The organism is Hungatella sp. L36 (genome assembly GCF_014288035.1).
Genome location: NZ_JACOPC010000008.1, coordinates 1 through 26,057 on the forward strand (window position 1 = coordinate 1; position 26,057 = coordinate 26,057).

A 26,057-nucleotide genomic window follows, 5' to 3' on the forward strand; every position below is an offset into this window, starting at 1 on the left:
ATGCTTGCGGACATTGAAGCCGGGAAAGTCGGGACAGTTATCGTAAAGGATATGTCGAGGTTAGGGCGAAACTACCTGCAAGTGGGAATGTACACGGAAATGATTTTCCCACAGAAAGGCGTCCGCTTCATCGCTATCAACGACGGAGTGGACAGTGCACAGGGCGACAATGATTTTGCCCCTCTGCGGAATATTTTTAACGAATGGCTGGTGAGAGATACGAGTAAGAAAATACGGGCGGTAAAACGCTCAAAAGGCATGAGCGGCAAGCCGATCACGAGCAAGCCCGTGTATGGCTACCTCATGGACGAGGACGAAAATTTCATCATTGACGAGGAAGCCGCACCCGTAGTCAGGCAGATATACAATCTCTGCCTTGCCGGGAACGGTCCGACCAAGATAGCCCGTATGCTCACGGAGCAGCAAATCCCCACGCCGGGGACGCTGGAATACCGCAGGACGGGACACACCCACCGTTACCACCCCGGCTATGAGTGCAAGTGGGCGACCAATACCGTTGTGCATATCCTTGAAAACCGGGAATACACGGGCTGTCTGGTAAACTTCAAGACTACCACGCAATCCTACAAGTGCAGCAAAATCATTTACAATGACGAGGATAAGCAGGCGGTCTTTGAGAACCACCATGAGCCTATCATAGACACCCAGACATGGGAACGGGTGCAGGAATTACGCAAACAGCGTAAACGCCCAAACCGCTATGATGAAGTGGGCTTGTTCTCTGGCATACTGTTCTGTGCCGACTGCGGCAGCGTGATGTATCAGCAGCGATACCAGACGGACAAGCGCAAGCAGGACTGTTATATCTGCGGCAGCTACAAGAAGCGTACCCATGACTGTACGGCGCACTTTATCCGTACAGACCTTTTGACTGCCGGGGTACTCTCCAATCTGCGGAAAGTGACCAGCTATGCGGCAAAGCATGAAGCCCGGTTTATGAAGCTCTTGATTGAGCAGAACGAGGACGGGGGCAAGCGCAGGAACGCCGCCAAGAAAAAGGAGCTGGAAGCCGCCGAGAAACGCATAGCCGAGTTATCCGCTATCTTCAAGCGGCTGTATGAGGACAGCGTGACCGGGCGCATATCGGACGAGCGTTTCACAGAACTGTCGGCAGACTATGAAGCCGAGCAGAAAGAACTGAAAGAAAGAGTTGCCGCTCTCCAAGCGGAGCTTTCCAAAGCGCAGGAAGCCACCGTGAACGCTGAAAAGTTTATGAATGTTGTCCGGCGGCATACCAGCTTTGAAGAACTTACCCCTACTCTGCTGCGGGAGTTTGTAGAGAAAATCGTTGTGCATGAGTGCAGCTATGACGAAAACAAGACCCGCAGACAGGACATTGAGATTTATTATTCTTTTGTTGGCAAGGTGGACTTGCCCGAATAACCGCCCGACCTATCCGACACAATGCGCAAGTGCCGGATAGGAACGGCAAAATTTTTTACACTTCTATTACTTCTTTATCACACATCTGCAAAATACCTTGGATTCTCATATCCGGCCATCATGCTGATATCGGACACCTTCTTTTCCGGGTCGGTCAGCATCTCCTTCACCTTCTCCATGCGCACCTCTGTCATATACTCCACGAAATTCTTACCGGTTTTTTCCTTAAACAGGCGGCTCAGATAATTGGGATGCAGATAGAACTGGTCGGCCAGCATATTGAGCGTGATTGTCTCATTGTAATGGCGACGGATAAACAGCTGGACCTCCTTGATCACTCCGCCGCCCAGCTGCACCTCATCGGTATCATTCAGCTTCTGCACCAGCATGCCGGCATAGCCGGTCATACAGTCAATGGTCATCCGGTAATTGTCGCAGAGCAGAATCTTCTCCAGCATCTTATTCAGCTGGCCGTGCAGATCTATGCCGTCCCCCTTCATGCCCTGCAGCAGTCCATTCAGCTCGATCAGACACCGGATACATACGGTCTGAAACTGCATCACGGTCATTTTCTGCGCGCAGATACTCTCCAGTGCGGATTCCAGCTGAGAAACCGCGCAGCCGCGCTCTTCGGGATTGGCCAGGACGCCAACCAGCTCCCGGAGGATCTCCTGAGTCTCCGGCAGGTCCTGGGAAAACAGGGTTTCTATATTTTTATACCAGATCATCCCCCGCTTCTCGCTGGCCCGATGGTAGCGCAGGGCCTTTCCGGACTCCTCATAGGCTTCTCTCAGCGCGCCGATGCCGTGCTTGAACTTGCTGATTCCGCAGGACCACTCCAGCCCCACCTGACAGGTCTGTTCCAGGATATCCACAAAGTGGTCGGCCTCCGCCTCATTTTTGCAGGGAATGATTGCAAACAGCTCATAGACATTGCAGTCCAGCAGGTACGCCTCCGGCACAATGGCCATGATCTTCGCCCGGAGAAGCTTCTTTTTCTCGAGAATCTCCTCCTCCGACAGTTCACGGCTTAAGAGCTCCATAGACAGTCCGTGCCACCATTCCAGGACGGGCAGCTGGTATTTCTCCTGCTCCAGCCTGGAATAGCCCTTTACAGCGGAAAGGAGCAGGCCCTCAATCCGGTTGTTCCGCACCTCCTGAGCACGCCTTTCCTCCATAAAGTCTTTCCCCAGGCGCTCCAGCAGCTCTTCCACCTCTTTTAGGTTCACCGGTTTGTTTAAATAGTCCACCGCACCATACCGTATGGCCTCCCTCGCATAGGAGAATTCGCTGAAACCGCTGAGAATCACGGATTTGACGCCCGGATACGACTTCTGGATGATCTGGAGCATATCCAGCCCCGTCTTCCCCGGCATCCGGATATCCATAAATACCACATCCATGGCGGTTCTCTCCATCAGTGCCAGGGCTTCATCCACGCTGTAGGCAATCCCCTCCACCGAGAAACCGTACTCCTGCCATTTGACGAATTTTGCCAGTCCTCTGCATACAATTTCCTCATCATCTACAATTAAAACTTTGTATGCCATCTTCCTCTCCTTTGCTCTTTTCCATATTCTCCGAATGCTTCCGCACAGGCAGGGTGATCCTGATCTCGGTCCCCTCCCCTAAACGGCTGGTGATGCCTATGCCGCACGCATCCCCGTAAAACAGCCGGATCCGCTGATAGACATTGACGAGACCTATGTTTTCATCAGCCAGATCCGTTCTTTCCATGTTGGCAGTCAGCTGGTCCACTTCCTCCCTGGACATGCCTTTTCCGTTATCCCTTACGGTTATCTGCAGATCTGCACCTGTGATACACGCCCGGATCACGATCCGGTATCCGCTGCTGCCGTCGTCGAAGGCGTGCACGACGGCATTTTCCATGATGGGCTGCAGCATAAACTGGGGAATATAGATGGCTTCCTCATCTGCCTGCATATCGATCTCCAGCTGGATTTTCTCTCTGTGCCGGAAATTAATGACGTCCAGATACGTTCTGGCGTGCTCGATTCCCTCTTTCAGCGTGATCGTATTGCCGCCGGTGCGCATCCCCATGCGGCACAGCCTGCTGAATTTCTCAATCATCTGGGTCACGGCGCTTTCCCCCTCCGCCTCGTACATGGCCTCCCACCGGATAATATCCAGGGTGTTGTACAGGAAATGGGGGTTGATCTGCATGAGCAGCGCATCCAGGCGGGCGTTGGCCCAGCTTATGGAGATCTTCTGCCGTTTGATTTCGGACAGATACACCTGGTCGATCAGCTGGTCCGTCTTGTCCGCCATTTCATTAAACCGGTCTCCCAGTATGGTGATCTCATCGTGACCGGAGTTTTCATACCGCGCGTTCCATTTGCCGTCTCCAGTCTTTTTCATGACCCGGACTAACTGGCTGACCGGCTCCGAAATGCTGCAGGTCACGTAATAGGAGATGATAAAGCAGGCGACAACGATCAGAAGGAGCACCAGGATGCACAAGTTTCTGATTCGATACGTCCCCCTATAAAGGACCGCCAGCTCCGCGATATAGGCCACGAACACGCCGGTATTGGGAATCTGCTCATAGGCCAGTATCACCTTTTTTCCGTCGATCTTCTTTTCCCGGATGCCCTGTCCATCCTGCTTCATCTCCTGGAACAGCAGATCGTCCTTGGGAAATGCGGGGGCGGTAAGGCTGGGATTGAACCACATCAAAACGCCGTCCTCTCCGATCAAAAAGGTATTTCCGTCCTTATAGGCCTCATAGCCCTCCATGGCACCGGAAAATGCGTTCAGGTTGACATTCATTAACAGCACGCCTAAAAACTCCCGGTTTCCCGGCGCGTAGACGCCGATTCCCAGCGTGATGATATTGGGATAGCCGTAGATGCTCTGCTCATTCTGATAGAAGATGTTGGTCTGCTCCGCCATATCAAACCAGACGGGATACCCCTTCTTCTCCTGGGGAATGAGGTAGATATCCGTCTTATAAAACTCTTCGAGGTTGCGGATGCAGCCGCCTCTCCGGTATCCGTCCGGTTCCACCATGTAGTACTGTTCCCGGGGCGTCACAAACTGGACATTGACGATATACTTCTGGTTGTAGCGCATATTGTATAGCCTGCTCTCCACAAAGTAGCGGTTTTCCTCGTACTTATTTTTATCCGCCTCCGTTTTAAAGGGATACAGCTGCGCGTTCTCCTTGAGCGCACGGATCACCTTGCTGTCATCATAAAATGTCAGGGCGGACTCTTCGTATTCCTGCATGGTGTCCTGAATCTTTAATTCCACGTTCTGGACTAATAAGGAGCTGTACCGGTCGATATTGGCTCTGATCTCGGCGGAATATTTGTAAAAGCTGAAGAAGGTCAGGAATATGGCAGCCGTCATAATCAACAGCATAAAGGAGAGATTCAGGCGGCGGAAAATACTGACCCGGCGCAGCACGGCCTTAATGCTGTGGTCCCATCTTTGTTTCATTTCTTTCAGTTTCTGCATCATGGCCATACATCTCCCCGTCCCTTTCCTGTTACAGTTTTTGCATCGTAAGTGACTATTATATCATAAGAATGCCAAAAGGCCAAAAAGTGCAGGCTGTTATCCTCGCACTTTTTGGCTGTTCTATGGATCTGTACTGTCGGTCTGTTCTGTCTGTTATCTCTTATTTGCCTCATTGAAAGCCTGCAATGCCTCGCTGGCACAGAGATCCTGCGCTGCGCTGAATTCTTTTTCCGGGTCGGCATTCGGATCTACTAAAATTTTCTGTACCGCACGGTCAACGTAGGAACCGAAATCAGATTTTCCGTAGAATTCAAGACGGCCTACGGATTTGGCGGCTTCCAGAACCTGATTGTACTCTTCCGGGAACTCGTAGAAATCCGTTACGCTGATGTCATCTCTTGGAATGATAACCGGATTTAACGCGCCCTTGGTAGCCAGATTCTCAAAGAAGGAAGACAGATACGCCCTGCTCGTATAGAAACTGATATATTCCCAGGCGGCGTCCTTCTTCGCCTGATCGGTCTTGGCATTGATGGCATAGCAGGTTCCTGCGATCGCGGTGGTGCGTTCTCCGGATGGTCCTGCCGGAGGAAGGCTTAATCCGATGTCGTCGGGATCGATTCCCTTTTCAGCCGCTTCCGCTACCCAGTCGCCGGCAAATGGCATCATGCCGATCTTTCCCAGTCCAAAGTTTGTTACAAGATCGCCGAACTTCAGGGTTAAGTCACTTTGAAGCACGCCCTCGCTGCGCAGCTTCTGATAGTATTTTGCAGCTTCGATAACGGCCGGATCGGTAAAGGTAAGCTCTGCCGTTCCATCTGCATTTTCTTTCGTCAGATCTCCGCCGGCCTGCCATACGTAATACTGGAAGAACCACTCGGTCCATTCAGCGGCCAACGTCGCATATCCGGTAATCTGCTTATCCGGATTGTTGATCTTCTTCGCATCCTCGACTGCCTCATCCCAGGTTGCCGGCGGCTCTGCGATTCCCGCCTCTTTAAACAGCGCTTTGTTATAACCGAACAGCATGGGCGCTACCTGATACGGCAGACCGTAGTAGCTGCCGTCCTTTTTAAACATATCGATGTACTCGCTTGTGAAATTGCCCCATTCATCCCAGTTGTCCGTATACCTGTTCAAAGGCTCCAGGATTCCCGCCGCAATGTATGTATTCATCATGGTGAAGGAGGAATCTACCAGATCCGGTGCGTTGCCTGCGGCTACGGCCTGATAGAATTCGTTGCCGGGATCCCCCTCTTTTACTACTTTATTTAATGTGATCCATGGATGCTCCTCCAGGAACTGATCTTCCATCTGTACGTACCAGTCGTCCTTGTTGCGGCTGGTAAGCCAGATTGTAAGCTCCACGGGTTCTTTCTCAGCAGTATTCTGCGCTTTTGTCGTCTCCGGAGCTTCGGTTTTCCCCGTCTCGGCCGCCTGTGGGGCCGCCGTCGTAGCGTTGGTCTCCGCGGGCTTGCTCCCACAGCCAGTCATCAAACCTGCTGCCATGGACATACTTAACGCGATTGCCAATGTTTTTTTCATGAATGATCCTCCTTCTTGCCTGTCACACCTCATCGCTGAAGTGATTATTTTTTAGATGAATTAATCATAACAGATGAACGGTTTCATGAAAAGAATAGAAAATTAACGGATACACAGAAATATGTCATTATTCTTAACCTGTTTCCGCCCGGAAGCAAAATACTTTAAGAATAGTGACCTCAATGTTTATTGAATCCATTATAAATAAAAATGGTTGCTTTTATAATAGAACCAGCGTAACAGTTCAGCATCTATATAGAAAGAAATCGGAGGTTTTTATGAAGAGACATCTATTTTCAGCAAGTTTCGGCAGCTACTCTTTCAGAAAAAAGATAACACCCTGGTGTATCCTGGCGCTGCCCATGATTTTTACGGTCTGGTTAAAATATTACCCGATCCTCAGCGCCTTTTATATTTCCCTGTTTCAATACGATCCTATCCAATCACCGGGTACTTTTGTGGGCTTGTCCAACTATGTCAGCATGTTTAAGATGCCTTATTATTGGGAAGCGTGGAAAAATACGTTTATCTTCCTGCTGCTGCAGCTGGCCATGTGCTTTTTTATCCCCCTGATCCAGGCGCTCTTCCTCAATGAGCTGACAAAGCTTCAGAAAAGCCTGACCACCCTGTACATACTTCCGGCGCTGATTCCCACGTCAGTAAATGTCATTATCTGGAGATGGATCTGGCATCCGGATTACGGCGTCGCCAACCAGATTCTCAAATTCTTCGGCGGCCAGCCCCAGACATGGTTAAGCGATCCCAATCTCGTAAAGTTCTGTATCATTTTCCCCGGAATCTTAGGGGGCGGGCTGACGGTGCTCCTGTATCTCTCGGCCATTCAGGGGATTTCCACCGATATTATGGAATCGGCTTCTCTCGATGGCTGTACCGGATTTGGCCGAATCATCCATATTATACTGCCGAACATCTCTTTTATGATCTTTATTCAGCTGATTATGAGCGTCATCACCACCATGCAGCTGCTGGACGCACCTTACATGTATGCTTCCGGAGGGCCGAGCGGCGCTTCCACCACACAGGGCATATTCATCTATAATGCGTTTAACCAGGACTTGAACTACGGGCGCGGTTCAGCCGCATCGGTGATTCTTCTGCTCGTCATCGCGGCCCTGACCATCATGCAGATGCATTTTGAAAAATCAGAGAAGGAATAGGAGGAGCCAGACAGAATGAAAAAGAACACAACGACGAAAAAGACGAAAATCAAATACGGGGCCGCCGAACGCAGGCTGAAAATCTGCGCCGTCGCGGTATCCCTCCTCTTTGCCGCTTTGATGCTTTATCCGCTGATTTTCGCGGTATCCAGCGCCATGAAGGACAATGCAAAGATCTATGAAGTTCCTCCGAAGCTGCTTCCTGAGAAGGCCAACAGCCTCGCCCTCGTCATCGACTACTCCGGCATGGAGTTTGCAGACGAAGAACAGATGAAGGACACCATGATGCAGGACAATGTTCTGGCAATGTTCGGCATCAACTACAAGCTTTCCGATGATTCCATCATGGAGATCTCTGTATACGGGGTCAGAGACGGCAAGACGCTGTTTTACTCCAGGGCGCATCAGATGAAGCTGCAGCTGGAAAAGGACTACGGTATCTACGCCCATTCCGCGGTGAAAAAGGAAGTGCTGATCCATGGAGACCGCTATACCAGGGCCTGCGATTCCTTCGGCTATGAATTTGACGTAAACGGCTTATCCCGGACAGCGCCAGCCGGCTCCGGTATGGCCCATGCATTTCAGACAAAAGTCATGGAAGTCCTGGCTGAGAAGTACCCCTTAAGCGGCAGTCTCACCACCGTGGGAAATAAAACGAATCATCTGCTTAATCTGGAAAGTTTCAAATATTACTTACAAATGCCCGCATACATCTACCCGAAGAATGAGGTTATCGCCAGGTTTGGTTTCCTGACCTTTGTCATGAACAGCATCCTTGTCATCGGCTTCGCAATGGTGTCTCAGGTTATTCTATGTTCGGTATCGGCCTTCGTCATCAGCCGTATGCTTTCCAGGAAGGCCGGAAACCTGGTACTCCTGTTCTTCATGGGCGGCATGATGATTCCCTTTGCCAGCATCATGCTTCCCCAGTTAATTATGTATCAGAAAATGGGGGCCTACAACAATTATGCCGCGCTTCTGCTGCCATTTTTGTATCCCTTCGGTTTCTACGTCTATCTATACAAGGGCTTCTTTGACCAGATTCCAGGCAGCTACTTCGAGGCGGCTTCCTTAGACGGCGCCAGCCCGTTTTACCTCTATAAGGCCATCTGCATGCCGCTGTCCAAGCCCATTATCTCCCTGATTGCCCTGCAGACCTTTATCGGCAACTGGAATGACTTCTTCTGGGCCTGGCTGGTCACGGAGGATCAGAAGCTGTGGACGCTGAATGTGGCCCTGTATAATATATCCAACAATTCCGGGACGAAGCAGAATGCCCTGATGGGGCTGGCGGTGGTCACGATCACCCCTGTCATCCTGCTGTCGATTCTCTTCTCCAAGCAGTTAAAACAAAGTATTATGGCATCCGGTGTAAAAGGATAAACAATAACGGCAATTTGAAAGGAACAAGGCATATGAATCAGACAGATATCTCTGTATTTGAACAATTGGAACTGGAACTGGCGGCTCTTCGGATTGAACTGCCGTCCGAAGGCCGCAGCGTCACGGTCACCGACTTTGGCGCGAGGGCGGACAGCGATTTCTGCAACACGGAGGCCTTTAACCAGGCGCTTACGTACTGCCGGAGGGAAAAGGCAGAGAAGCTGATTATTCCAAAAGGCGTTTACCGCTTTAAAGAGTGCAGTCAGAACGCGCATCTCATCCTTGACGACATGGAAAACTTCACGCTGGAGGGCCAGGGCAGTGAGCTGATCTTCGAATCACTGAGCTCCTACTTATCCATCTGCCGCTCCAGCCGCATTCTGGTTCGCGATCTGATCCTGGACTGGAACTGGGAGAAGGCCCCGCTCTCCAGCGTGGGCGTCGTCTCTGAAGTGGCGGAGGACGGCAGTTATATCGAATGTGTCTTTCCGGCTTACGGGGAGATCGCAGAGGATATGGCATTTTCCATCGTCGGCCCCTTCGATCCATGCCGCTATACGCCTGGCTGTCCGGGCGGCATGGAATTCCGGCCCTATCAGAATGACCATGTGAAGAAAAGCGGCGATGAGAAGACCGATGCGCAGATGCAGGAGCTGGTTCGTGAGCTGTCCAATGTCTTCCTTCCCAGGCAGGAAAAGACTGCCGCCAACAGGCTGCGTTTTTATACCTCAGACCCGGATTTTACGAGGAGGCATTTCCACGTTGGAAACTGCTTTAACTTCCGCCATTATGAGTATGACATCCTGACCATCCCCATCCAGGATACCCGGGACTGCACGCTGGACAACGTCGTGATCTACTCCTCGCCGGGAAGCGGCTTCGTAGGCAACGGAGATATCCACGGGCTCCATTTAAAGGGCTGCCGCGTCACGGTCCGTCCGGGCACCTCCCGCAGTGTATCGACGGCTACGGACTGCCTCCATGTCTGCAACTCGCAGGGAAGCTTCATCATTGAAGACTGCGATTTCGGCTATGCCGGAGACGACTGCATCAACATCCACGATAATTCCTCCATGGGAATCCAGCTTCTCGATTCCCATACCCTGCTGGCCAGGAGGGTCACGAAGGAATCGGTCCTGTTTGAGACCGGCTATCCGGTAGAGCTTCGGAATCCGGATCTGTCCCCCACCGGCTTTTCCTCCCTGCTCACCGCCGTGCAGTACTTGCCCGGGACGAAGACCTGCCGCCTTACCTTTGCAGACGCCCTTCCCGAGGGGCTTTCCACGGATACCGTCCTATGGAACAAACGCTTCTCCACGCAGAACTATATCATACGCGGCTGCCGTTTCACCAACAACCGGGCGCGGGGTGTCCTGCTTCAGGGATCGAACGGCATGCTGGTCAACAACGTCTTTGAAAATATTCAGGGCGCCGCCATCCAGATCGAAACCGGATGTGAATCCCGGTGGAGCGAGGGCCATGGCGTCAGAAACCTGATTATACGCGGCAATGTCATCCGCCGCTGTGACTTAAACGCCTGGCAGATGGCCGTGCTTTATATGGGAGTCTATCTCCCGGGAGGCCGGACGGAGGAACCCGTCTTCCAGAATATCCTGATCGAGCAGAATTCCTTTATCGACTGTCCGAGACAGGCCATGTTCCTGTCCTCCTGCCGGAATGTCATCGTCCGCGGCAATACAGTCATCAATGCGCTGAAGCTGGATTTAGAAGCACCGTGCTACGGCTCCAGCACAATGGAAAAACCGATTTATGGAGAACACTACGAAGGCGTGATCCAGTTTGAGAAGGCGTCGGACTGGATCAAGGAGAATAACCATATCTTTTCCACTCGGATATAAGGAAGCAGCCATGCTTCCTTATCCGATTCTCCTCAGCCGATTTTCCTTAGCCGTTTTCCTTGGCAAACTGGCTGTTATACAGCTTTGCATAAAGCCCATCCCGGACCATCAGCTCCCTGTGGTTTCCCACCTCCCTGATATCTCCGCCCTCCATATACAGTATCATGTCCGCGTCCTTGATGGTGGAGAGTCTGTGGGCAATCACGAAGCTGGTGCGCCCCCTCATGAGAACCGCCATGGCCTCCTGAATCAGGACCTCTGTACGCGTATCGACGGAGCTGGTCGCCTCATCGAGAATCATGATCGGGCTGTCCGAGAGGATGGCCCTGGCAATGGTCAGAAGCTGCCGCTCTCCCTGGGCCAGATTCGTCGCCCCCTCCTGCAGCCTGAAATGATACCCGCCCGGCAAGGTGTGGATAAAGGAGTCTGCTCTGGCCGCCCTGGCCGCTTCCATCACCTCTTCATCTCCTGCCCCCAGTCGTCCGTAACGGATATTTTCCATGATGCTGCCGGTAAACAGCCACGTATCCTGAAGAACCAGGCCGAATACGGCCCGGAGGTCTTTCCGCGTCATCTCCCTGATATTTATGCCGCTCACGCGGATTTCACCGTCGTTCACATCATAGAAGCGCAGCAGCAGATTGATCAGGGTGGTTTTTCCTGCACCGGTGGGGCCGACGATAGCCACCTTGCTTCCTGGCTTCACTTCCAGACTCACATCGTGCATCAGGGTGTGGTACGGCAGATACCCAAATTTTACATGGATAAATTCCACTGAGCCATCCACAGGCTCCGGGACCACAGGATGTTCCGGATCCGGACTCTCCTCCCTCTCATCGATGAACTCGAATACCCTGGCCGCTGCCGCCGCAGTGGACTGAAGGATGTTGGCGATCTGCACCGTCTGGTTGATGGGCTGTGAAAACTGTCTTAAATACTGGATAAAGGACTGAATCATACCGATGGTCATCCGGTTGTCGATGACGAAGGAGCCGCCCACGATCACGACGAACACGTAACCCAGATTCGCCATCCCCTGGGTAACCGGCATCATGGTGCTGGACATAAACTGGGACTTCCATCCGCTGTCATACAGGGTCCGGTTGGTCTCTGAAAACTCATCGATGGTCTCTTCCTCCGTACCGTAGGCGCTGACAATGGTATGGCCCGTATACATTTCCTCCACGTATCCATTCATCTCCCCCAGCGTCTCCTGCTGGGTCTTAAAGTACTTCTGCGAGGCCCCTGCTATCTTCATGGAAAACACAAGCGCGAGGGGGACGGTCACGATACCGATCAGCGTCAGCATGGGGCTGATATAGAGCATCATGGCCAGAATGAAGATGACGGAGGTCACCGCCGTCACGATCTGCTCCAGACTCTGCTGGAGGCTGTTGGAGATGGTGTCCACATCGTTGGTGATGCGGCTGAGCACATCCCCGTAGGAGTTCGTATCAAAGTAGTTCAGGGGAAGCTTCTGAAACTTCCGGTCGATATCATTTCTCAAGTCACGGATCGTTTTCTGGGAGACCCGGACAAGGATAACCGTGCTGATATACTTGAAAAATGCATACAAAATATAAATGGAGGCCAACAGAATCAGTATGGTGATGAATCTGCGTATCTCGCTGTAAACCGGCTCCCCGCCTGTCACAAGCCCTGCCAGCGCATCCGTCGCCCGCCCCAGCACGAACGGCCCGAAGCTGTTGAAGAGGGAGGAGAGGATGATGCAGATTACGGAGACGGTCAGGCCTTTGCGATAAGGGCCCATAAACCGGAGCAGACGCCGGAAAACGGTGCCGGAATCCGCTTTTTGATTGTGGGTATTAGACTTCATCTTTCTCGGCCTCCTCCTGGGTAAGCTGGGAATACACGATCTCCCGGTATACCTCACAGCTCTTCATCAGTTCCTCGTGCCTGCCCTGGCCAACACAGCAGCCATCTTCCAGCACCAGGATTCTGTCCGCATTTTTAATGGTGCTGACTCTCTGTGCCACCAGAATCACGGTGGCCTCCTTCGCTTCAGACAGCAGGGCCTTTCTCAGCGCCGCGTCTGTCTTATAATCCAGCGCGGAAAAGCTGTCGTCAAAGATATAGATTTCCGGTTTTCTGGCAATCGCCCTTGCGATGGCGAGACGCTGACGCTGGCCTCCCGATACATTGGCTCCGCCCTGGGATATGGGCGCGTCAAAGCCGCCCTCCTTGGCAGTCACAAAATCATAGGACTGCGCAGTCATCACGGCGTGCTCCACATTTGCCTGGTTCGGCTCTTCCTGACCATATCCCACATTTTCAGCAATGGTTCCCCGGAAGAGAAACGCCTTCTGGGGCACCAGTCCGATCTTTCCCCGGAGTGTTTCCAGGCTCATCTCCTTCACATTTACCCCGTCTACCAGAATCTCTCCCTCCTGTACGTCGTAAAACCGGGGAATTAAGTTGATCAGGGTGGATTTGCCGCTTCCCGTGGAGCCGATCACGGCCGTAACTTCCCCCGGAGAAGAATCAAAGGATATGTGCTCGAGCGCCGGCGCCTCCGCGTTGGGAAAGGTAAATGTCACATCCCGGAAGGAAACGTATCCCTTTATCCCTGTCTCTGTCACCGCTCCGTCACAGTCTGCCACGACAGGCACCGTGTCCAGCACTTCATTGATTCTTCCCGCAGATACGGCCGCCCTGGGATACATGACAAATATCATGGACAGCATCATCACCGACATCATAATCTGCATCACGTACTGGATGACGGCAATGATATCGCCAATCGGGATCGCCGTATGAATATTTATGATCTGGTAGCCGCCGAAGGCAATTAAGGCAACCATGGTTGCATACAGAATCAGGCTCAGCCCGGGAATCATGATCCCCATGACGCTGTTCATGCGGACGGTATTGACCATGAATTCGTCATTGACCCGGTTAAACCGCTCTTCCTCAAACTGCTCTGTTCCAAAGGCTCTGGCCACACGGATCCCCGTCAGCTTCTCCCTGGTGACCAGATTGATCTCATCCAGCTTTTCCTGCATTTTCCGGGACAGCGGGGAGGCCAGCCGGGCAATGATCAGGACAAATGCGATCATGACCGGAAGGGACACGATCAGGATCATCGACATGGTCACGCTCTTGGCCAGGGCCAGCACCACTCCGCCGATACACATAATAGGCGCCATCAGACAGACCTTCAGAAGCATATTCATAAAGGTCTGAACCTGGACGACATCATTATTCGTTCTGGTAATCAGGGATGAGGTGGAGAATCCGTCAAATTCCGTCTGGGAATAATACTGCACCTTTCGGAATATCCGGCTCCGCACATTTCTTCCAAATCCAACCGATGCCAGGGACGCAAAAAAGCCGGTTCCCACGCTGCACAGGACTCCCAGCAGTACAAACAGCAGCATGGTTCCCCCGATGGACACGATCCGGACTTTATCTCCCGCCGGGATTGCAGTGTTGATCACCTCGGAAAGATACATGGGCAGCGCGAGATTCGCGGCCACGGAACCAATCACAGTCAGGATCAGCAGCAAAAGCGCCCATTTAAACAAAAACAATTCCTTGTACATTTTTTTCATGCCAGACCTCCATTTTCTATCTGGTCACATTATGCGCGGTTTTATGGTGTTAAATACCTTTTTTGGGGGCAGGCAGAGGAGAAGAGATAAAAAAACGGCTTTTACAGCAAAAAAACACCGGTTAATCACAGACTAACCGGTGTTTCAAACTATATCTTACAAAGATCTCACAGAAGTCTTTTATGGATTCGTGCAGGCCCCTTTTTCATTGAAGGAGTAAACCTTTCCTCCAATCTCTTTGGAAGCCGTCTCCATATCCCCATTCTGATTCAGATAGTACCATTTTCCGTCCAGCTTGATCCAGCCTGCGGCCATGGAACCGTCTGCATTTAAGTAATACCACTTGTCTCCGGTGAATAACCAGCCTGTGAACATTGCTCCGTCCGGCTTTAAGTAGTACCAGATGCCGTTTACCTGCTGCCATCCGGTCACCATATAGCCGTCTCCGTTAAAGTAATACCACTGTCCGGCGATATCACACCACTCGGCCGCCGGGTAGCCGCCGCTCTTCTTCTGGAACCACCAGCCGCGGGCATCCTGCTTCCAGACACCCTGTAATCCGCTGGTTACCGATTGGCTCTGGCCTCCTCCGGAGGACTTATGGCCGGAACCGGGATCCGGGGTTGGGTCTGGGTCTGGGGCCGGATCGGGATTTGGATCGGGTGTCGGATCAGGATCCGGGGTTGGGTCGGGATCCGGCGTCGGATCGGATTTTGCCGTTACAAATGCAAAGGTGCTGAATTCCTTCACGGTCATCTGGAACAGGCCGCCGCCCAGAAGCTCCGGCGTAATCGTTTCTTTCAGGATTCCGCCATGGTAGCGCAGCACACGGAACGCTTTCCCTTCGGTTCCCTCCGGCACCGGCATAACGAGTGTCACCGGAACGGACAGGGCTCCCGTCACACCCTGTAAGGTGATCTCCACCTGAAGGGCGGTGTCGTATTTGTCCCCATCAACCGCAGCTTCCTTTTCAGGCATTGAAAGCCTGACGGTCACATTGCCGCCGTTGGAATTATAGGCCGCACCGATCACGCGCATAAGACCGGCATCAATCTCCTCTGCAATGGCGTCATCTGCTTCAATCACGACCTCTATACCTTTCTTTTCCATGTAGGACTCTTCCAGGATGGAGAGATTTTCAGCAAAGACTTTGTCGTTCTTCATTGCCTGACAGATCGTTTCCACGTCGTAATCCGTCACTGCGTTAAATATCTGATCCGCTGTGTAGGAATCCGGATCGGCCGCCATATTGGCTACCAGCTCTTCCAGAGTCACGTCTTCCATATCCTCTGACAGCCTTGCGCCGGCGCCCGCCTGATCCAGTTCGCTTCCCTTTGCGATCTTTAAGAAATCGCCGAAAACTATCCTGCCATCCTTCCAGGAGAAGCAGTCTGCCTCGTCCAGGGATACGAAGCTATCAGCGCTGACGCTGTTTTCTCCGTCCGCATACAGGAAGTTATTCATCTTGATCACTGCGGATATCTTGTCGTCATAGACCTTGTCAAGCCCTGCGGAGAATGCAGCCGTGCGGTAGGAGGCGTTGTTCTTCACCGTTCCGTCCGCCGTCAGATTCCCATCCGCATCCGTCTTATAGGGACTCGGTCTCAGTATCATATTGAATCTGTAGTTGTCAAAGCTCGTGTTGTTCTGTATATTCAGGGCGCCCGGATTGAAGTTGTCCGTGATTCCATCCAGCTTATTGTGGAAGGCCACGCTGTTTTTCAGCACGTGGGCCACTTCGCGTCCTTCGCCGCCCAACTTAAAGCCGTTGTTGCCGTTGCCGTAAGCCACGCAGTTCTCGATGATGGTCCTTCCGTTAGGGCCGTCCTGAAGCGTGTTATATAAATCCCAGCCGTCATCTGCGTTGTCATGGGAAACACAGTTTACAAAACGGTTGTCGTCGCCGGAACAGGATTTCGATGCAAAGCCGTCGGCATTGATGCCGGACTCGTCCCTGTTTCGGTAGGATTCACAGTTCTGTATCAGGTTATAGGACGGCCATAAGGTCCGGCTTCCCCTGTTCTTCGTAATGGTCAGGCCCGCGTCGCTGGAGGTGTCGTGGATCAGACACCGTTCAATGATGTTGTGGCTTCCGTGAATCATAAAGCCTCTGGAGCCGGCTACATTTTTACCATCGACATCGAGTCCCGTTATATTCCAGTAGTCACTGTCCAGCACAAACAGCTTTCCGGAACCTCCGGTGATAACCACGCTTCCCTCCGCCGTCAGAGATTTTCTGGCTTCTTCATTTCCGGAGGCGGTGTATGGAATGGTAAACGGACTGTAGGTTCCTTCCAGCATATATACGGTTCCCCCCGGTATGACTTTCCGGACTGCCGCGTCAACGCTCATTGGATTTTCTCTCGTTCCGTCCCCGTCATCGGTCCCGTCGGGTGATGCGTAGAGCTCTTCCCCATAGGTCTCTCTCTTCACAGTCACGGACGCCGTCTTTTCCACGCCTTCATCATGGCCTTCCAATGCGGTATACGTAACAGCAAACGCCGAGGAGGCGCCTTCGATCACCGACGGCACGGTAAACTGTTCTCCGCCGGTTACGGACATACGGTCCGCAATTGTTCTGCCATCCTGCGTGACGCTCACGGTTCCATCCAGATTAACCATTCCCTGCAGGGTGTAGCTGCTGCTGTTTGTATAATCGGAGGAGGCAATGAAAAGGGAGGAGCCTTCCACATTCGGCGCCACGTAAGCCGGTGTCTCATCCGGATTCTGCACGTCGGATAAGGCGAGCGAGATGTTTTCCACCCGGATTCTGGCGTTTCTGGATGCGAAGAATCCTACATTCATGGTATCCTCATCCAGATGTGCCACAATGTTTGGCGTCACGTTCTGATCGGTAAAGCGGTAGGTCTTTGTAACTCCGTCTTCGCCGGTATAGCTTTCGCTGAATCCTTCATCCGTTCTCTCCAGAGTCAGCTTCATTTTCGCATGATAGAAATTCGTCTTGTACGGCGCGCTCTCCGGAGCCTGGCTGTTGTCAGCCGACGCCACATTTGTGGCAAAGGTGCTGCCTGGCGTCGGGGTATTCAAGTTGCCTGCAGGGCTGTTGACGCCGTACCTGGCCATGGCCTTGATGCTGAGTCCCGCATCCACCTTCTTGCCTGCGGACAGAACCTCCAGCATTACCATATTGGAAGCGGCCGGATACTCCTCGTAGCCCTCTTCCAGGGGATCTTTTCTGGCCGGTCCGTTGACATCACGCACCATCAGTCCCGCGCCCTCCTGAAGATTGGGCGCCTTGCCGTTTTCCGGTCCCATGTGCTCTACCGTCACATCGGCGGACAGCACGAAATTCTTGTCGGTCGGTACTTCCGTGTAATAGAAGGTCAGTCCGTCGTGGCCTGACTGAATCTTTCCGCCTCTGGACTCGATGATCACGTCCTGGGCTTTCTCACCCTTTTCCGTAAGCGGAGTGTCGGAGCCGACCGGCCATACGTAGTTGGTTCCCACCTTTTCCGGGAGCACGTTGGAGCTGAAATTCATGTCGGTGGACTGGCCAAAGGCTGCTGCCTTCCAGAGACCGCTGCCCTTATCGTCCGGCTTCGTCCCGATGCTCGCTGTCGGCCCGCTGAAGGTCCAGTGGAACGGTCCGCTTCCATCCAGCGCCTTCCACCACGCGTCAGCCGCCTCTACCCGGAAGATATGATAATCTGTCACATCCAGCCCGCTCACGGTATAGGTGGTGTTCTTCGTCGTAAAAGCGCCGTTTACATGGTTAAAATAATCGCTGTCACTGGTATAGACACCATTTCCATCTACATAGACACGGTAGCCGTAAATTCCGGATTCATCCTCCGGCGCTGTCCACGTTAATACTATATCACTGCCGTTTACCGTCACTTCCAGCGTATCATCGGTCCATACCGGCGCCAGATGATCGTAATTCTTCGTGGTTGTGACTTTGGCCGTATCGTATTCAAAGGTCAGACCCGCGTCCGTAAACGCTTCAAGCCTTACCTCATTCTCCTGCTCCATCATTCTGCCGATGGTAGCGCTTAAGGAAGCCGCCGTCGCTCCGTCCTTTAACTGATAGTTATAGAAAGTCGCTGCCAGCTCGCCGCCTGCATAGGCGCGGTAGCCTCTCACGCGGGCATCTGTCTTCTTTGCTGACTGGAATGACGCGGTTCCCCACGTATAACCGATTCCTGAGAAGGTCAGCCTGCCGTTTTCCGGACCTTTGACCTTTGCCGTATCCTCGTCTCCTTCGGTAGTTACAGTTTCCGTCAGAGGTTCACTCCGGTTGCCGGTGGAATCCACTGCATAGACTTTGAATGTATAGGTGAGCGCAGAGGAAAGGCCCCCGGCGGTGTACGTGTTTGCATTGATCAGCGGCTGCTGGTCAATCATCACATCATCCAGATACGTCTCCACCACGTAACCGGCTATGGAACCGCTTCCGGCCGGCTGCTCTCCATCTTTCGCGTCAGACCATGTCAGTGTTACATTTACCGCTGTATCGTCCGCTTTCGCCGCGTTGGATGGACTGGCCTTCAGCTCGGCATCATCGCCCCAGACCGGAACCGCCATGGCGTTGTATGCGCTGGTTGACAGCGTGGTGCTGCCCATAAACCGCAATCCTGTGCTGTTGCTGATCGATGCCCATGCCTTATAGGCTCCGGCGGCCGCGTCGTCCTCTTCCTTCGCAATGCCGGTCCAGTCCATGGTTACGTCATAGAACGTGGTATCGCTGATTCCCTGAAGTACCTCGGATTTCTTCGCCAGCGACTTTGCTATATTGGTAAATGCAATATCCTGGAAATATAAGTCATGGTGCGTATGGTAAGTCTTGTAAGGCATCGTGTTATCAATATCTGCCACCATGGACATGGTGTTCTTCGTAATCACATCTGCCGTGATGTTATAAGCCTGAATATTCGCAAATTCAGCCGGTTTGTCAGCCGGTTCCACTGAAACGGTCTGATTCGCATCGCTGTAGGTGGTGCTGAGAACGAACACCTGCTGTGCATCGGAAACGGCACAGTCCCGGATCAGAATATTGGACACACCGCCGCCGTTGACCGGAGCGCTCTTGAACCGGAACGGCATATCGCTGTGGTTCATGACATTGTCTTCCACCAGCATGCCGCTGATTCCTGCTCCCGTATGGCTTCCCGCCGCAATGGCCCCGCCATGGCACTCTCGCAGGAAATTATTGAAGGTCCAGATATTGGCCGACGCCTGCTGTCCGGAATCCTGAACGCCTTTCCCCATACCGGTTGCAAAGTTGATTCCATCGTCTCCCGTATCGATAAAGTTATTGAAGATCACAACGTTCTGCGTATTTCCAATCTCGATTCCATCGGCGTTGTTGACGTCATAGGTAGAGAACTTCACGTTGCTGCACACCACGTCCTCACTGTCTAAGATCGCCACCGTGTGGAACGCCGGGTTCTCGGCCATGAAGCCCTCCAGATAGACGCCCTTCGTGCCTCTGAGAACCACCAGATTCGGCCGTGTAGAGTATGCCAGACTTGCGCTGAGCCCTCTCTCCTGGCCCTTCTTCGATGCATCCGCCGCCAGGATTCCATAGGATTTATCAGGGTTGCTCTTGTCGTACACCTTGGAGTTGCTGCCGGCTACCCAGCGTTTCAGCGCGTATCCCTTTAACGCATCGCTGGTCCAGTCAGGATCGCCGCTCTGTCTGGACTGATAGTACGGGCTGGTGCCGTCTCCCGAGATCGTGTCCTTTTCGCCGTACTTCCATCCGTTTCCGTAGATGGTGCCTTTTCCGACGATGCGGATATTCTCCAGCATTCCATTCTCATCGGAGCTGTAGCCGTTCACCAGTGCCCAGGAGCGGGTGTCCGTGGAATACGGATAGAGAAGGTAGTTCTGATCATAGTGATCCACATTCGGCGAACCGAACAGCACAGCGCCCTCTTTTAGTTCCAGTGTCATGTTGCTCTTTAAATAGATCGCGCCGCTCATCCAGATTCCTTTCGGAATCACAACCCTGCCGCCCTCGCTGCAGTCGTCAATCGCGGCCTGGATCGCCCTCGTGTTGGCAAGAATAAACGCGTTCTTTTCCTCGTCGTAGGTGGTATACCCTGTCTCCACGGTTTTGGCGCCATAGTCTTTGATGTTGAATTCCTCCGGCTTCCCGGTCGTGGACCACGAGATACTGCCGGCGCCTCCCAGCGCGGCACCGCTGTCATCGACGGCCACTACCTCGAATTCATATTCCGTATCCGGTTCCAGCCCGGTCGCCTTAAAGGAGTGGATATCGACATTTACCATGTCAACAGAACTTTTCTCTGTCTCATAGTAGTCGTAGAATGACTCCATATAGGCGGCCGCCCAGTCAGCATTCTCCGCGAAATTGCTTCTCGCGTCGCCAATCTTCTCGCCATCCTGGTATACGTAATAGTTCGCCACATCGTCATACTTCTCCGGCTTATCCCAGACCAGCGTGATCGAAGTGTCGTCATAGGCCAGCGTCGGTACCCGGACCTCCATGACATCGCTGCTTCCCTCCGAGCGGTCGAAGCGCTTTTCTTCGCCGTCGAAATCAAAAAAAACCGTTTTTTCCTTCTTTGCATTGCTTCCACTGGCTAAGCTGTCCGAAGAATTATGGTCTTTCTGCGGCCTGGATGCATTGCTCATGCTTGCGGGTTCCGATTCTGACAAGTCAGGTTGACTCGTACCCCCCCCCCCCCATGCAAACGTTTGCAAGTTTGCAGATGAAAAAGTCATGAGCATTGACAGCAGCATGGCCGTCCCCCTTTTCATCCGCTTTGTTTTTGCGTTCATATTCATGTTCCCTCCTGTCTGTGAAATAAATCCACCTTTTTTAAAGATAGCTTTATTATAGACTCATTCATTTTCAATTTCAATGCAAACGTTCTCATTTTTGACCATTTCGTCAATTTGCAGCAAGCTTGTCCCTTATTTTTTCAACATTCCGACTATTGTATTTTTTCCATTTTATTACTTTTTCCTATATTTCACGAAAAATTTTCATTATAATTCACAAAAATAAGTGATTTCTCCCCTCTTCTTACATTTTCTTTCATAACAGTCACTTTGCATTTCATTCAACAGACATCAAAAATACCGCTGCAAAATCAGAACATTGCTTTTGCAGCGGTATTCCCAGCTCCCCGGTCACTCATATCCGGTTTCCTTCATCCAGAGAGGAAGCAGGCGGCTGACTACCTCGAACAGCAGGCGGTCCTCCTCTCTCTGCAGGTCACAGCCCCACAAATTCTCCATCAGGCTGATCCGGTAACGGATGGTGTTGACGTGGGCGTACATGGCGTCCGCCGTCTTCTGGTAGTTAAAATGGTTCTGCACAAAGCAGCACATGGTATCCGACAGCGCATCCCGCTTCTCTTTCGGGTATTCCATCAGCTTGTCCGTCATCTGTTCCAGAATCCGGTTTACCGGAATTCCCGTGATATCCACGAGGCACTCCGCCTGATACTTTCCGCTCTGTAAGTCCAGCATCAGATCGGTTCCGCCCGCTATGATCCTTCCGCGCCCCTCATATCCGGCCAGCAGGTTCAGCGCCTCTTTGGCCTCCTTTGCCATAACGTAATTCTGTACCATAAGGAAATCAATCCTCCCTTCGTATTACCGTTTTCCGTTCCATTCGCATAGTTTTATTATAACAGCTTCCAATGGCCGCCATCTCCAAAAAGCGGCCGGGCATTTTTGTAGTTCCTATGGGAATCGTAACAGAATTTTCATAAATCCTTAAAGTCTTTTTTCCGCTTCGATGGTAGAATCATCCATTATAAGGAGGAGAGCCTATGAAAAAGAAAGCAGTATGGACCGCATCTGTCCTGGGAGCCGCGGCATTACTGGCGGCATTCTGTCTGTTGGTGCCGCGCCGCTATCCGGTTCCCGCGGATACGACCATCGGAACCCGCAGCATCCGGTACGAAGACCGGCCCAAAACCGCCGCCGAGATCACCGTAGCCCGTTACTTCCTTAACCAGATAACGGGAGATTTTAAAGAAATGAAGAAACTTCTTCCCAATACGGAACTTGACAGGATCACGCTGGAGAATGAAAAGGAAGCGTTCTTAAAGGGCGAATCCATGGAAACCTATATTATACGCTCCATCACGACCCTGGACCGTGAGCAGTACGCCGGAGACAACGAGGCGTTTTCCTATCCCGACGCCGAAACACGGGCACGGCAGGAGAACCTGAAGGATTATGCAGTCATTCACGTGGAATTCTATCAGAAATGGAATAATAAGGCCGAGTCGCATGCACCGCAGTGGAACTCCGGAGAATGCGGCAGGAATTTCCTGGTGGGCAAAAAAGCCCTGGATAAGAATTATAAAATATATGATTTTGGAATGATGATGTAAGGAGGAAAGATTATGGAGATCACTTTGACAAAGGCCAAACTTTCAAACTGTGAGGAGCTCTACAGCCTGCAGACCGCTTCCTTCCGTCCGCTTCTGGAGAAATACCAGGATTACGATTCCAATCCCGGCGCGGAGACGAAGGACCGTACACTTCAGCGGCTGAAGGATCCTTTTTCCGATTACTATTTTATCAGTTTAGACGGTAAGCATATCGGTGCCATCCGCATCTGCCATTTTGAAACATTATGTAAACTCAAGCAGCTGTTCATCCTTCCTGAGTTCCAGGGACACGGGTATGCACAACAGGCCATCGAACTGGCCGAAGCCCTGTATCCGGAGATTCCGAGATGGGAACTCGACACAATCAGCCAGGAGGCGAAGCTCTGCCATTTGTATGAGAAGATGGGGTATACGAAGACTGGTAAGGTGGAAAAGATTAAGGATGGGATGGATCTTGTCTATTATGCCAAATATGCATAGATATGGGAAATCAACCATGATGGTTTGCAGCAGCTGATTCGTTTTTTTCTCGTCTTTGGGTGCGGGACCGCGCAGGGAGACTTCATATCCCAGTGTGCCGCCGCCTGTATACGAACCATAAAAATGGCCGGGAATGGCAAACACATGCATTTTGTGTCTGACAATCCCGGCCATTTTTAGAACCGCTGATTTTCTATTGCCTTGAGTCCGCCGTCTCCCTTCCATCCGGCACTGCCCATGGCTGAAGCACTGACAGAAGCTCTGCATCATAGTCCAGACCGATGCTGTAGCTGTACTCCTGGCTTGGGAGGGTTCCCTGGGGATAGGATATCTCCAGGTGATCCGGGAAAAGGAGGATATACTCTGGCCGCAGAGCTGCCTCCATCTCTTTGCGCAGCGCCGGACTGACGGTGCCGGGGGCGTCTAAAAGCCATTGCCGGGCCGCGTCCTCCGACAGGCTGAATAAGTCCCAGTTGCTGTATACGGCCCCTGTCTCCCGGTTGAACACGGCCCCTAGCCGAAGCTCTTTAGCCTCCTGGCCGTTTACCGGGAGTGTGACCGTTGTAATAAAACTTACGGCTGTATCATTGGACGCGGAGGGCGTGATTTCCTGACGCACATGGCGTTCCTGGTACGCAGTCCCGTTCTCCCGGCAGGACAGGTAATCCCCGTAGGCCTTCTGAAGCTCTGCCTCCGTGTCGTAGAGCAGTCCCTGTTTCTCGTAGTAACCGTCTATGCCCTTCCGCGCAGATTCACTTAAATCATTGTAGCTTACCGTCCCGGCCACATAGCAGTTGGCAGGCCCAACGGTCTTATAGATGGTCAAAAGTCTGGTTCCATCCGGCAGTCTGTAGCTGTCGAAGGTATTGTGCTCGTCCTGCCACAGGTCCGCGCGCTCATCTCCGGGAAGGGAGGCGGCGTTTTCCTGGATCAGATGCAGTGTCTCTTCCTCCTGAACGGGAGCTTTCGAACAGCCCGCCAGGAATACAAGGGACAGGATCAGTGCTGATGCGTAAATTTGCCTCACTTTCATGGGTCATCCTCCTTTATAATTCCAGAGCGTGTCTGTAAGCTGCTTTCCGCCACGCTCTAGAGTGTGTTTGAAAATTGCTTTCTGACAGCTGTGCGTCACACTTTGTGGGAGATTTGGCCCCGATGAAGGAGGCGTAGTGGGCTACGCTGACTGAATTGGGGCAAAATATACCGCGAAGTGGGGCGTACAGATGGCAGGAATGAATTTTCAAACACGCTCTAACACTATGTTATACTCAAAACGGGAAAATGTCCACTGTTGTTACTGCAGGGAGGCCGTTCAGGTTACTGTTCAGCTCGTTTCCGGATCCATTATACCAACGGCCGGATCTCGTAGTCCTCCATATTCACTTCTTTAAATTTCGATCTCTGGAACCGGTCCTTTAGGCCGTATGGTACGGTGCAGTCGAAGATGGTTTTACAGCTGATTCCCCGGTCCTTAAGCATTGGATTGTATTCCGGCCCCTCGGTCGGATCCAGCGGATGGCAGCGGACTCCCGGAATCGTGATGGTATCCACGTCTCCCTGATAACGGGTGTTGAGCGCCCACAGCACATCGTCTGAATCGAAGATATCCACATCCTCATCCACCACGATCACATGCTTCAGCTCGGGAAATGCGGTGAGGGCAATGAGCGCCGCCTGACGCTGCCTTCCCTCGTCGCTGGGAACCTGTTTGGCGAACTGTATGACCGCCATGTACTTACCGCCGCCGGAGCGGTGGGCGTAAACATTTTTCACGAGCCCGGCAAGCGCCTTCTCTTCCATGGTCAGGATGCTGGCCTCCGTCGGGATTCCCGCCATGCTCACGTGTTCCTCGCTGGGTCCGATGCACGTCTGGATGATTGGATTTTTCCGATGGGTAACCGCTTTGATCTTTATTACCGGAAGCTCTCCCGACACGTGGCCGGTATATCCCGGGAACTCCGGCATGGCCTTTCCCGTGTTGGTGTTGATGTCCTCCCGCATCCGTTTTCCGGCCACCAGCTCGCCCTCGATGACAAACTCCGCGTTAGCGATGGCGTACTCGTCAATGGTCCGGCATTTTGCCATGCGGACCGGCTTTTTGCGGAGCGCGCCTGCGATGGACAGCTCATTAAAACCCAAAGGCGTTGTGGGCGGTTCGAAGCAGGAAGCGATCTCAATGGCCGGATCCACGCCGATGCTGATACTGATCGGCAGATTCACGCCTTCCCGTTCCGCTTTTTCCCGAAATGCGTCCAGGTGACGCACCCCTGGGGTGAAAAACATGGTCATCTCGTCCGCCGACTGCAGGCAGAGACGGTGAATGGTCACATCCCCTTCCCCCGTAACCGGATCGGAGGCGTAGCACATTCCCATGGTGATATAAGGACCGGCATCCTCCTCCGTATTCTGAGGGGCCGGGAGAAGCTTCCGAATATCGAAGCCCTCCTCCGATGCATAATGGATTTCCTCCTGGCACGGCACGTCTCCGCCTGCCGTAAACTCCGGCATAATGGGATTCGCGGCCGCGTCCTTTAAGAGAAATCCCAGCTTATCCGGCGGACAGTCCAGCAGGCAGCCCACCCGTTTTCTGGAAGCCAGAAGGCCGATCAGCACCTGTTTGTCCGGGAAGCCTTTGATATTACGGAAGAGGAGCGCCGGTCCCTCTTTAGTCGGACGCTTTACCGTCCCCCCCGCCCCGACATAGCGGTAAATCCCTGCGACTTCCGCGTAGGAATCTACCTCTGTATCTGTACAGGCAATCTGATTATCATACTTTTTCAGTTCCTCCAACGCACTCCGTAAATCTTCAATCAT

Annotated in this window: 15 protein-coding genes and 3 pseudogenes; 8 read left to right on the top strand and 10 right to left on the bottom strand. The window is 52.5% G+C overall.

Annotated features, from left to right (window positions below):
- Together H8S80_RS18545 and H8S80_RS35120 are read left to right on the top strand one after the other, a co-directional pair.
- The coding region (locus tag H8S80_RS18545) for a recombinase family protein (RefSeq protein ID WP_187049066.1) at positions 1–1,404 on the top strand (1,404 nt) is incomplete at its 5' end.
- Between the two features lie 21 nt (positions 1,405–1,425).
- Positions 1,426–1,506, top strand: a pseudogene (locus H8S80_RS35120) (Maff2 family mobile element protein); the annotation flags it as partial.
- Here the strand turns inward: H8S80_RS35120 and H8S80_RS18550 are convergent.
- The 3 genes from H8S80_RS18550 to H8S80_RS18560 form a co-directional block, all read right to left on the bottom strand.
- Entirely contained in the window at positions 1,482–2,954 is a 1,473-nt protein-coding gene (locus tag H8S80_RS18550) for a response regulator (RefSeq protein WP_187049067.1), read from the bottom strand. The pseudogene H8S80_RS35120 and the gene H8S80_RS18550 overlap by 25 nt on opposite strands.
- On the bottom strand, positions 2,926–4,887 hold the full coding sequence (locus H8S80_RS18555) for a cache domain-containing sensor histidine kinase (protein ID WP_181987896.1): 1,962 nt from the start codon (positions 4,885–4,887) through the stop codon (positions 2,926–2,928). The genes H8S80_RS18550 and H8S80_RS18555 overlap by 29 nt, the downstream gene beginning before the upstream one ends.
- Before the next feature lie 153 nt (positions 4,888–5,040).
- Positions 5,041–6,432, bottom strand: a complete 1,392-nt coding sequence (locus H8S80_RS18560) for an extracellular solute-binding protein (RefSeq protein ID WP_117631047.1) — start codon at positions 6,430–6,432, stop codon at positions 5,041–5,043.
- 278 nt (positions 6,433–6,710) lie between these two features.
- On the opposite strand from H8S80_RS18560, the gene H8S80_RS18565 reads away from it, so the two are divergent.
- Genes H8S80_RS18565 through H8S80_RS18575 form a run of 3 tightly spaced genes read left to right on the top strand, consistent with a single transcriptional unit; the run spans position 6,711 to position 10,852 of the window.
- Complete coding sequence (locus H8S80_RS18565) at positions 6,711–7,610, top strand: carbohydrate ABC transporter permease (RefSeq protein ID WP_117621366.1); 900 nt, start codon at positions 6,711–6,713, stop codon at positions 7,608–7,610.
- A 15-nt stretch (positions 7,611–7,625) separates the two neighbouring features.
- Positions 7,626–8,993 carry a carbohydrate ABC transporter permease gene (locus H8S80_RS18570; RefSeq protein ID WP_117621367.1) on the top strand — a complete coding sequence of 456 codons (1,368 nt, stop codon included), beginning with the start codon at positions 7,626–7,628 and terminating at the stop codon, positions 8,991–8,993.
- A 32-nt stretch (positions 8,994–9,025) separates the two neighbouring features.
- Complete coding sequence (locus tag H8S80_RS18575) at positions 9,026–10,852, top strand: right-handed parallel beta-helix repeat-containing protein (protein ID WP_117621368.1); 1,827 nt, start codon at positions 9,026–9,028, stop codon at positions 10,850–10,852.
- A 46-nt stretch (positions 10,853–10,898) separates the two neighbouring features.
- Here the strand turns inward: H8S80_RS18575 and H8S80_RS18580 are convergent, their stop codons facing one another.
- The 4 genes from H8S80_RS18580 to H8S80_RS18595 form a co-directional block, all read right to left on the bottom strand.
- The gene (locus H8S80_RS18580) at positions 10,899–12,689 is read right to left on the bottom strand and encodes an ABC transporter ATP-binding protein (protein ID WP_117621369.1); all 1,791 of its coding nucleotides are present in this window, start codon (positions 12,687–12,689) and stop codon (positions 10,899–10,901) included.
- Positions 12,679–14,424 carry an ABC transporter ATP-binding protein gene (locus H8S80_RS18585; RefSeq protein ID WP_117631049.1) on the bottom strand — a complete coding sequence of 582 codons (1,746 nt, stop codon included), beginning with the start codon at positions 14,422–14,424 and terminating at the stop codon, positions 12,679–12,681. The genes H8S80_RS18580 and H8S80_RS18585 overlap by 11 nt, the downstream gene beginning before the upstream one ends.
- A 180-nt stretch (positions 14,425–14,604) precedes the next feature.
- Positions 14,605–21,045 (bottom strand): right-handed parallel beta-helix repeat-containing protein, encoded by a 6,441-nt coding sequence (locus tag H8S80_RS34650; RefSeq protein ID WP_117621371.1) that lies wholly within the window; start codon positions 21,043–21,045, stop codon positions 14,605–14,607.
- Between the two features lie 501 nt (positions 21,046–21,546).
- Entirely contained in the window at positions 21,547–21,990 is a 444-nt protein-coding gene (locus H8S80_RS18595; RefSeq protein WP_117621372.1) for a PucR family transcriptional regulator, read from the bottom strand.
- 203 nt (positions 21,991–22,193) lie between these two features.
- Between H8S80_RS18595 and H8S80_RS18600 the strand changes: the two genes are divergently transcribed.
- Together H8S80_RS18600 and H8S80_RS18605 are read left to right on the top strand one after the other, a co-directional pair.
- Positions 22,194–22,763, top strand: coding sequence for a hypothetical protein (locus H8S80_RS18600; RefSeq protein WP_002601053.1), 570 nt, complete (start codon positions 22,194–22,196; stop codon positions 22,761–22,763).
- 12 nt (positions 22,764–22,775) lie between these two features.
- Entirely contained in the window at positions 22,776–23,243 is a 468-nt protein-coding gene (locus H8S80_RS18605; RefSeq protein ID WP_002601054.1) for a GNAT family N-acetyltransferase, read from the top strand.
- A 193-nt stretch (positions 23,244–23,436) separates the two neighbouring features.
- Here the strand turns inward: H8S80_RS18605 and H8S80_RS18610 are convergent, their stop codons facing one another.
- Both H8S80_RS18610 and H8S80_RS34870 read right to left on the bottom strand, forming a co-directional pair.
- Positions 23,437–24,276 carry a hypothetical protein gene (locus H8S80_RS18610; RefSeq protein WP_117621373.1) on the bottom strand — a complete coding sequence of 280 codons (840 nt, stop codon included), beginning with the start codon at positions 24,274–24,276 and terminating at the stop codon, positions 23,437–23,439.
- A 13-nt stretch (positions 24,277–24,289) separates the two neighbouring features.
- A pseudogene (locus H8S80_RS34870) lies at positions 24,290–24,427 on the bottom strand (DUF6783 domain-containing protein); the annotation flags it as partial.
- On the opposite strand from H8S80_RS34870, the pseudogene H8S80_RS34875 reads away from it, so the two are divergent.
- Positions 24,413–24,634 (top strand): annotated as a pseudogene (locus H8S80_RS34875) (DUF6783 domain-containing protein). The pseudogenes H8S80_RS34870 and H8S80_RS34875 sit on opposite strands and share 15 nt — an antisense overlap.
- On the opposite strand, the gene H8S80_RS18615 reads toward H8S80_RS34875, so the two are convergent.
- Positions 24,588–26,057 (bottom strand): UbiD family decarboxylase, encoded by a 1,470-nt coding sequence (locus tag H8S80_RS18615; RefSeq protein ID WP_117621375.1) that lies wholly within the window; start codon positions 26,055–26,057, stop codon positions 24,588–24,590. The pseudogene H8S80_RS34875 and the gene H8S80_RS18615 sit on opposite strands and share 47 nt — an antisense overlap.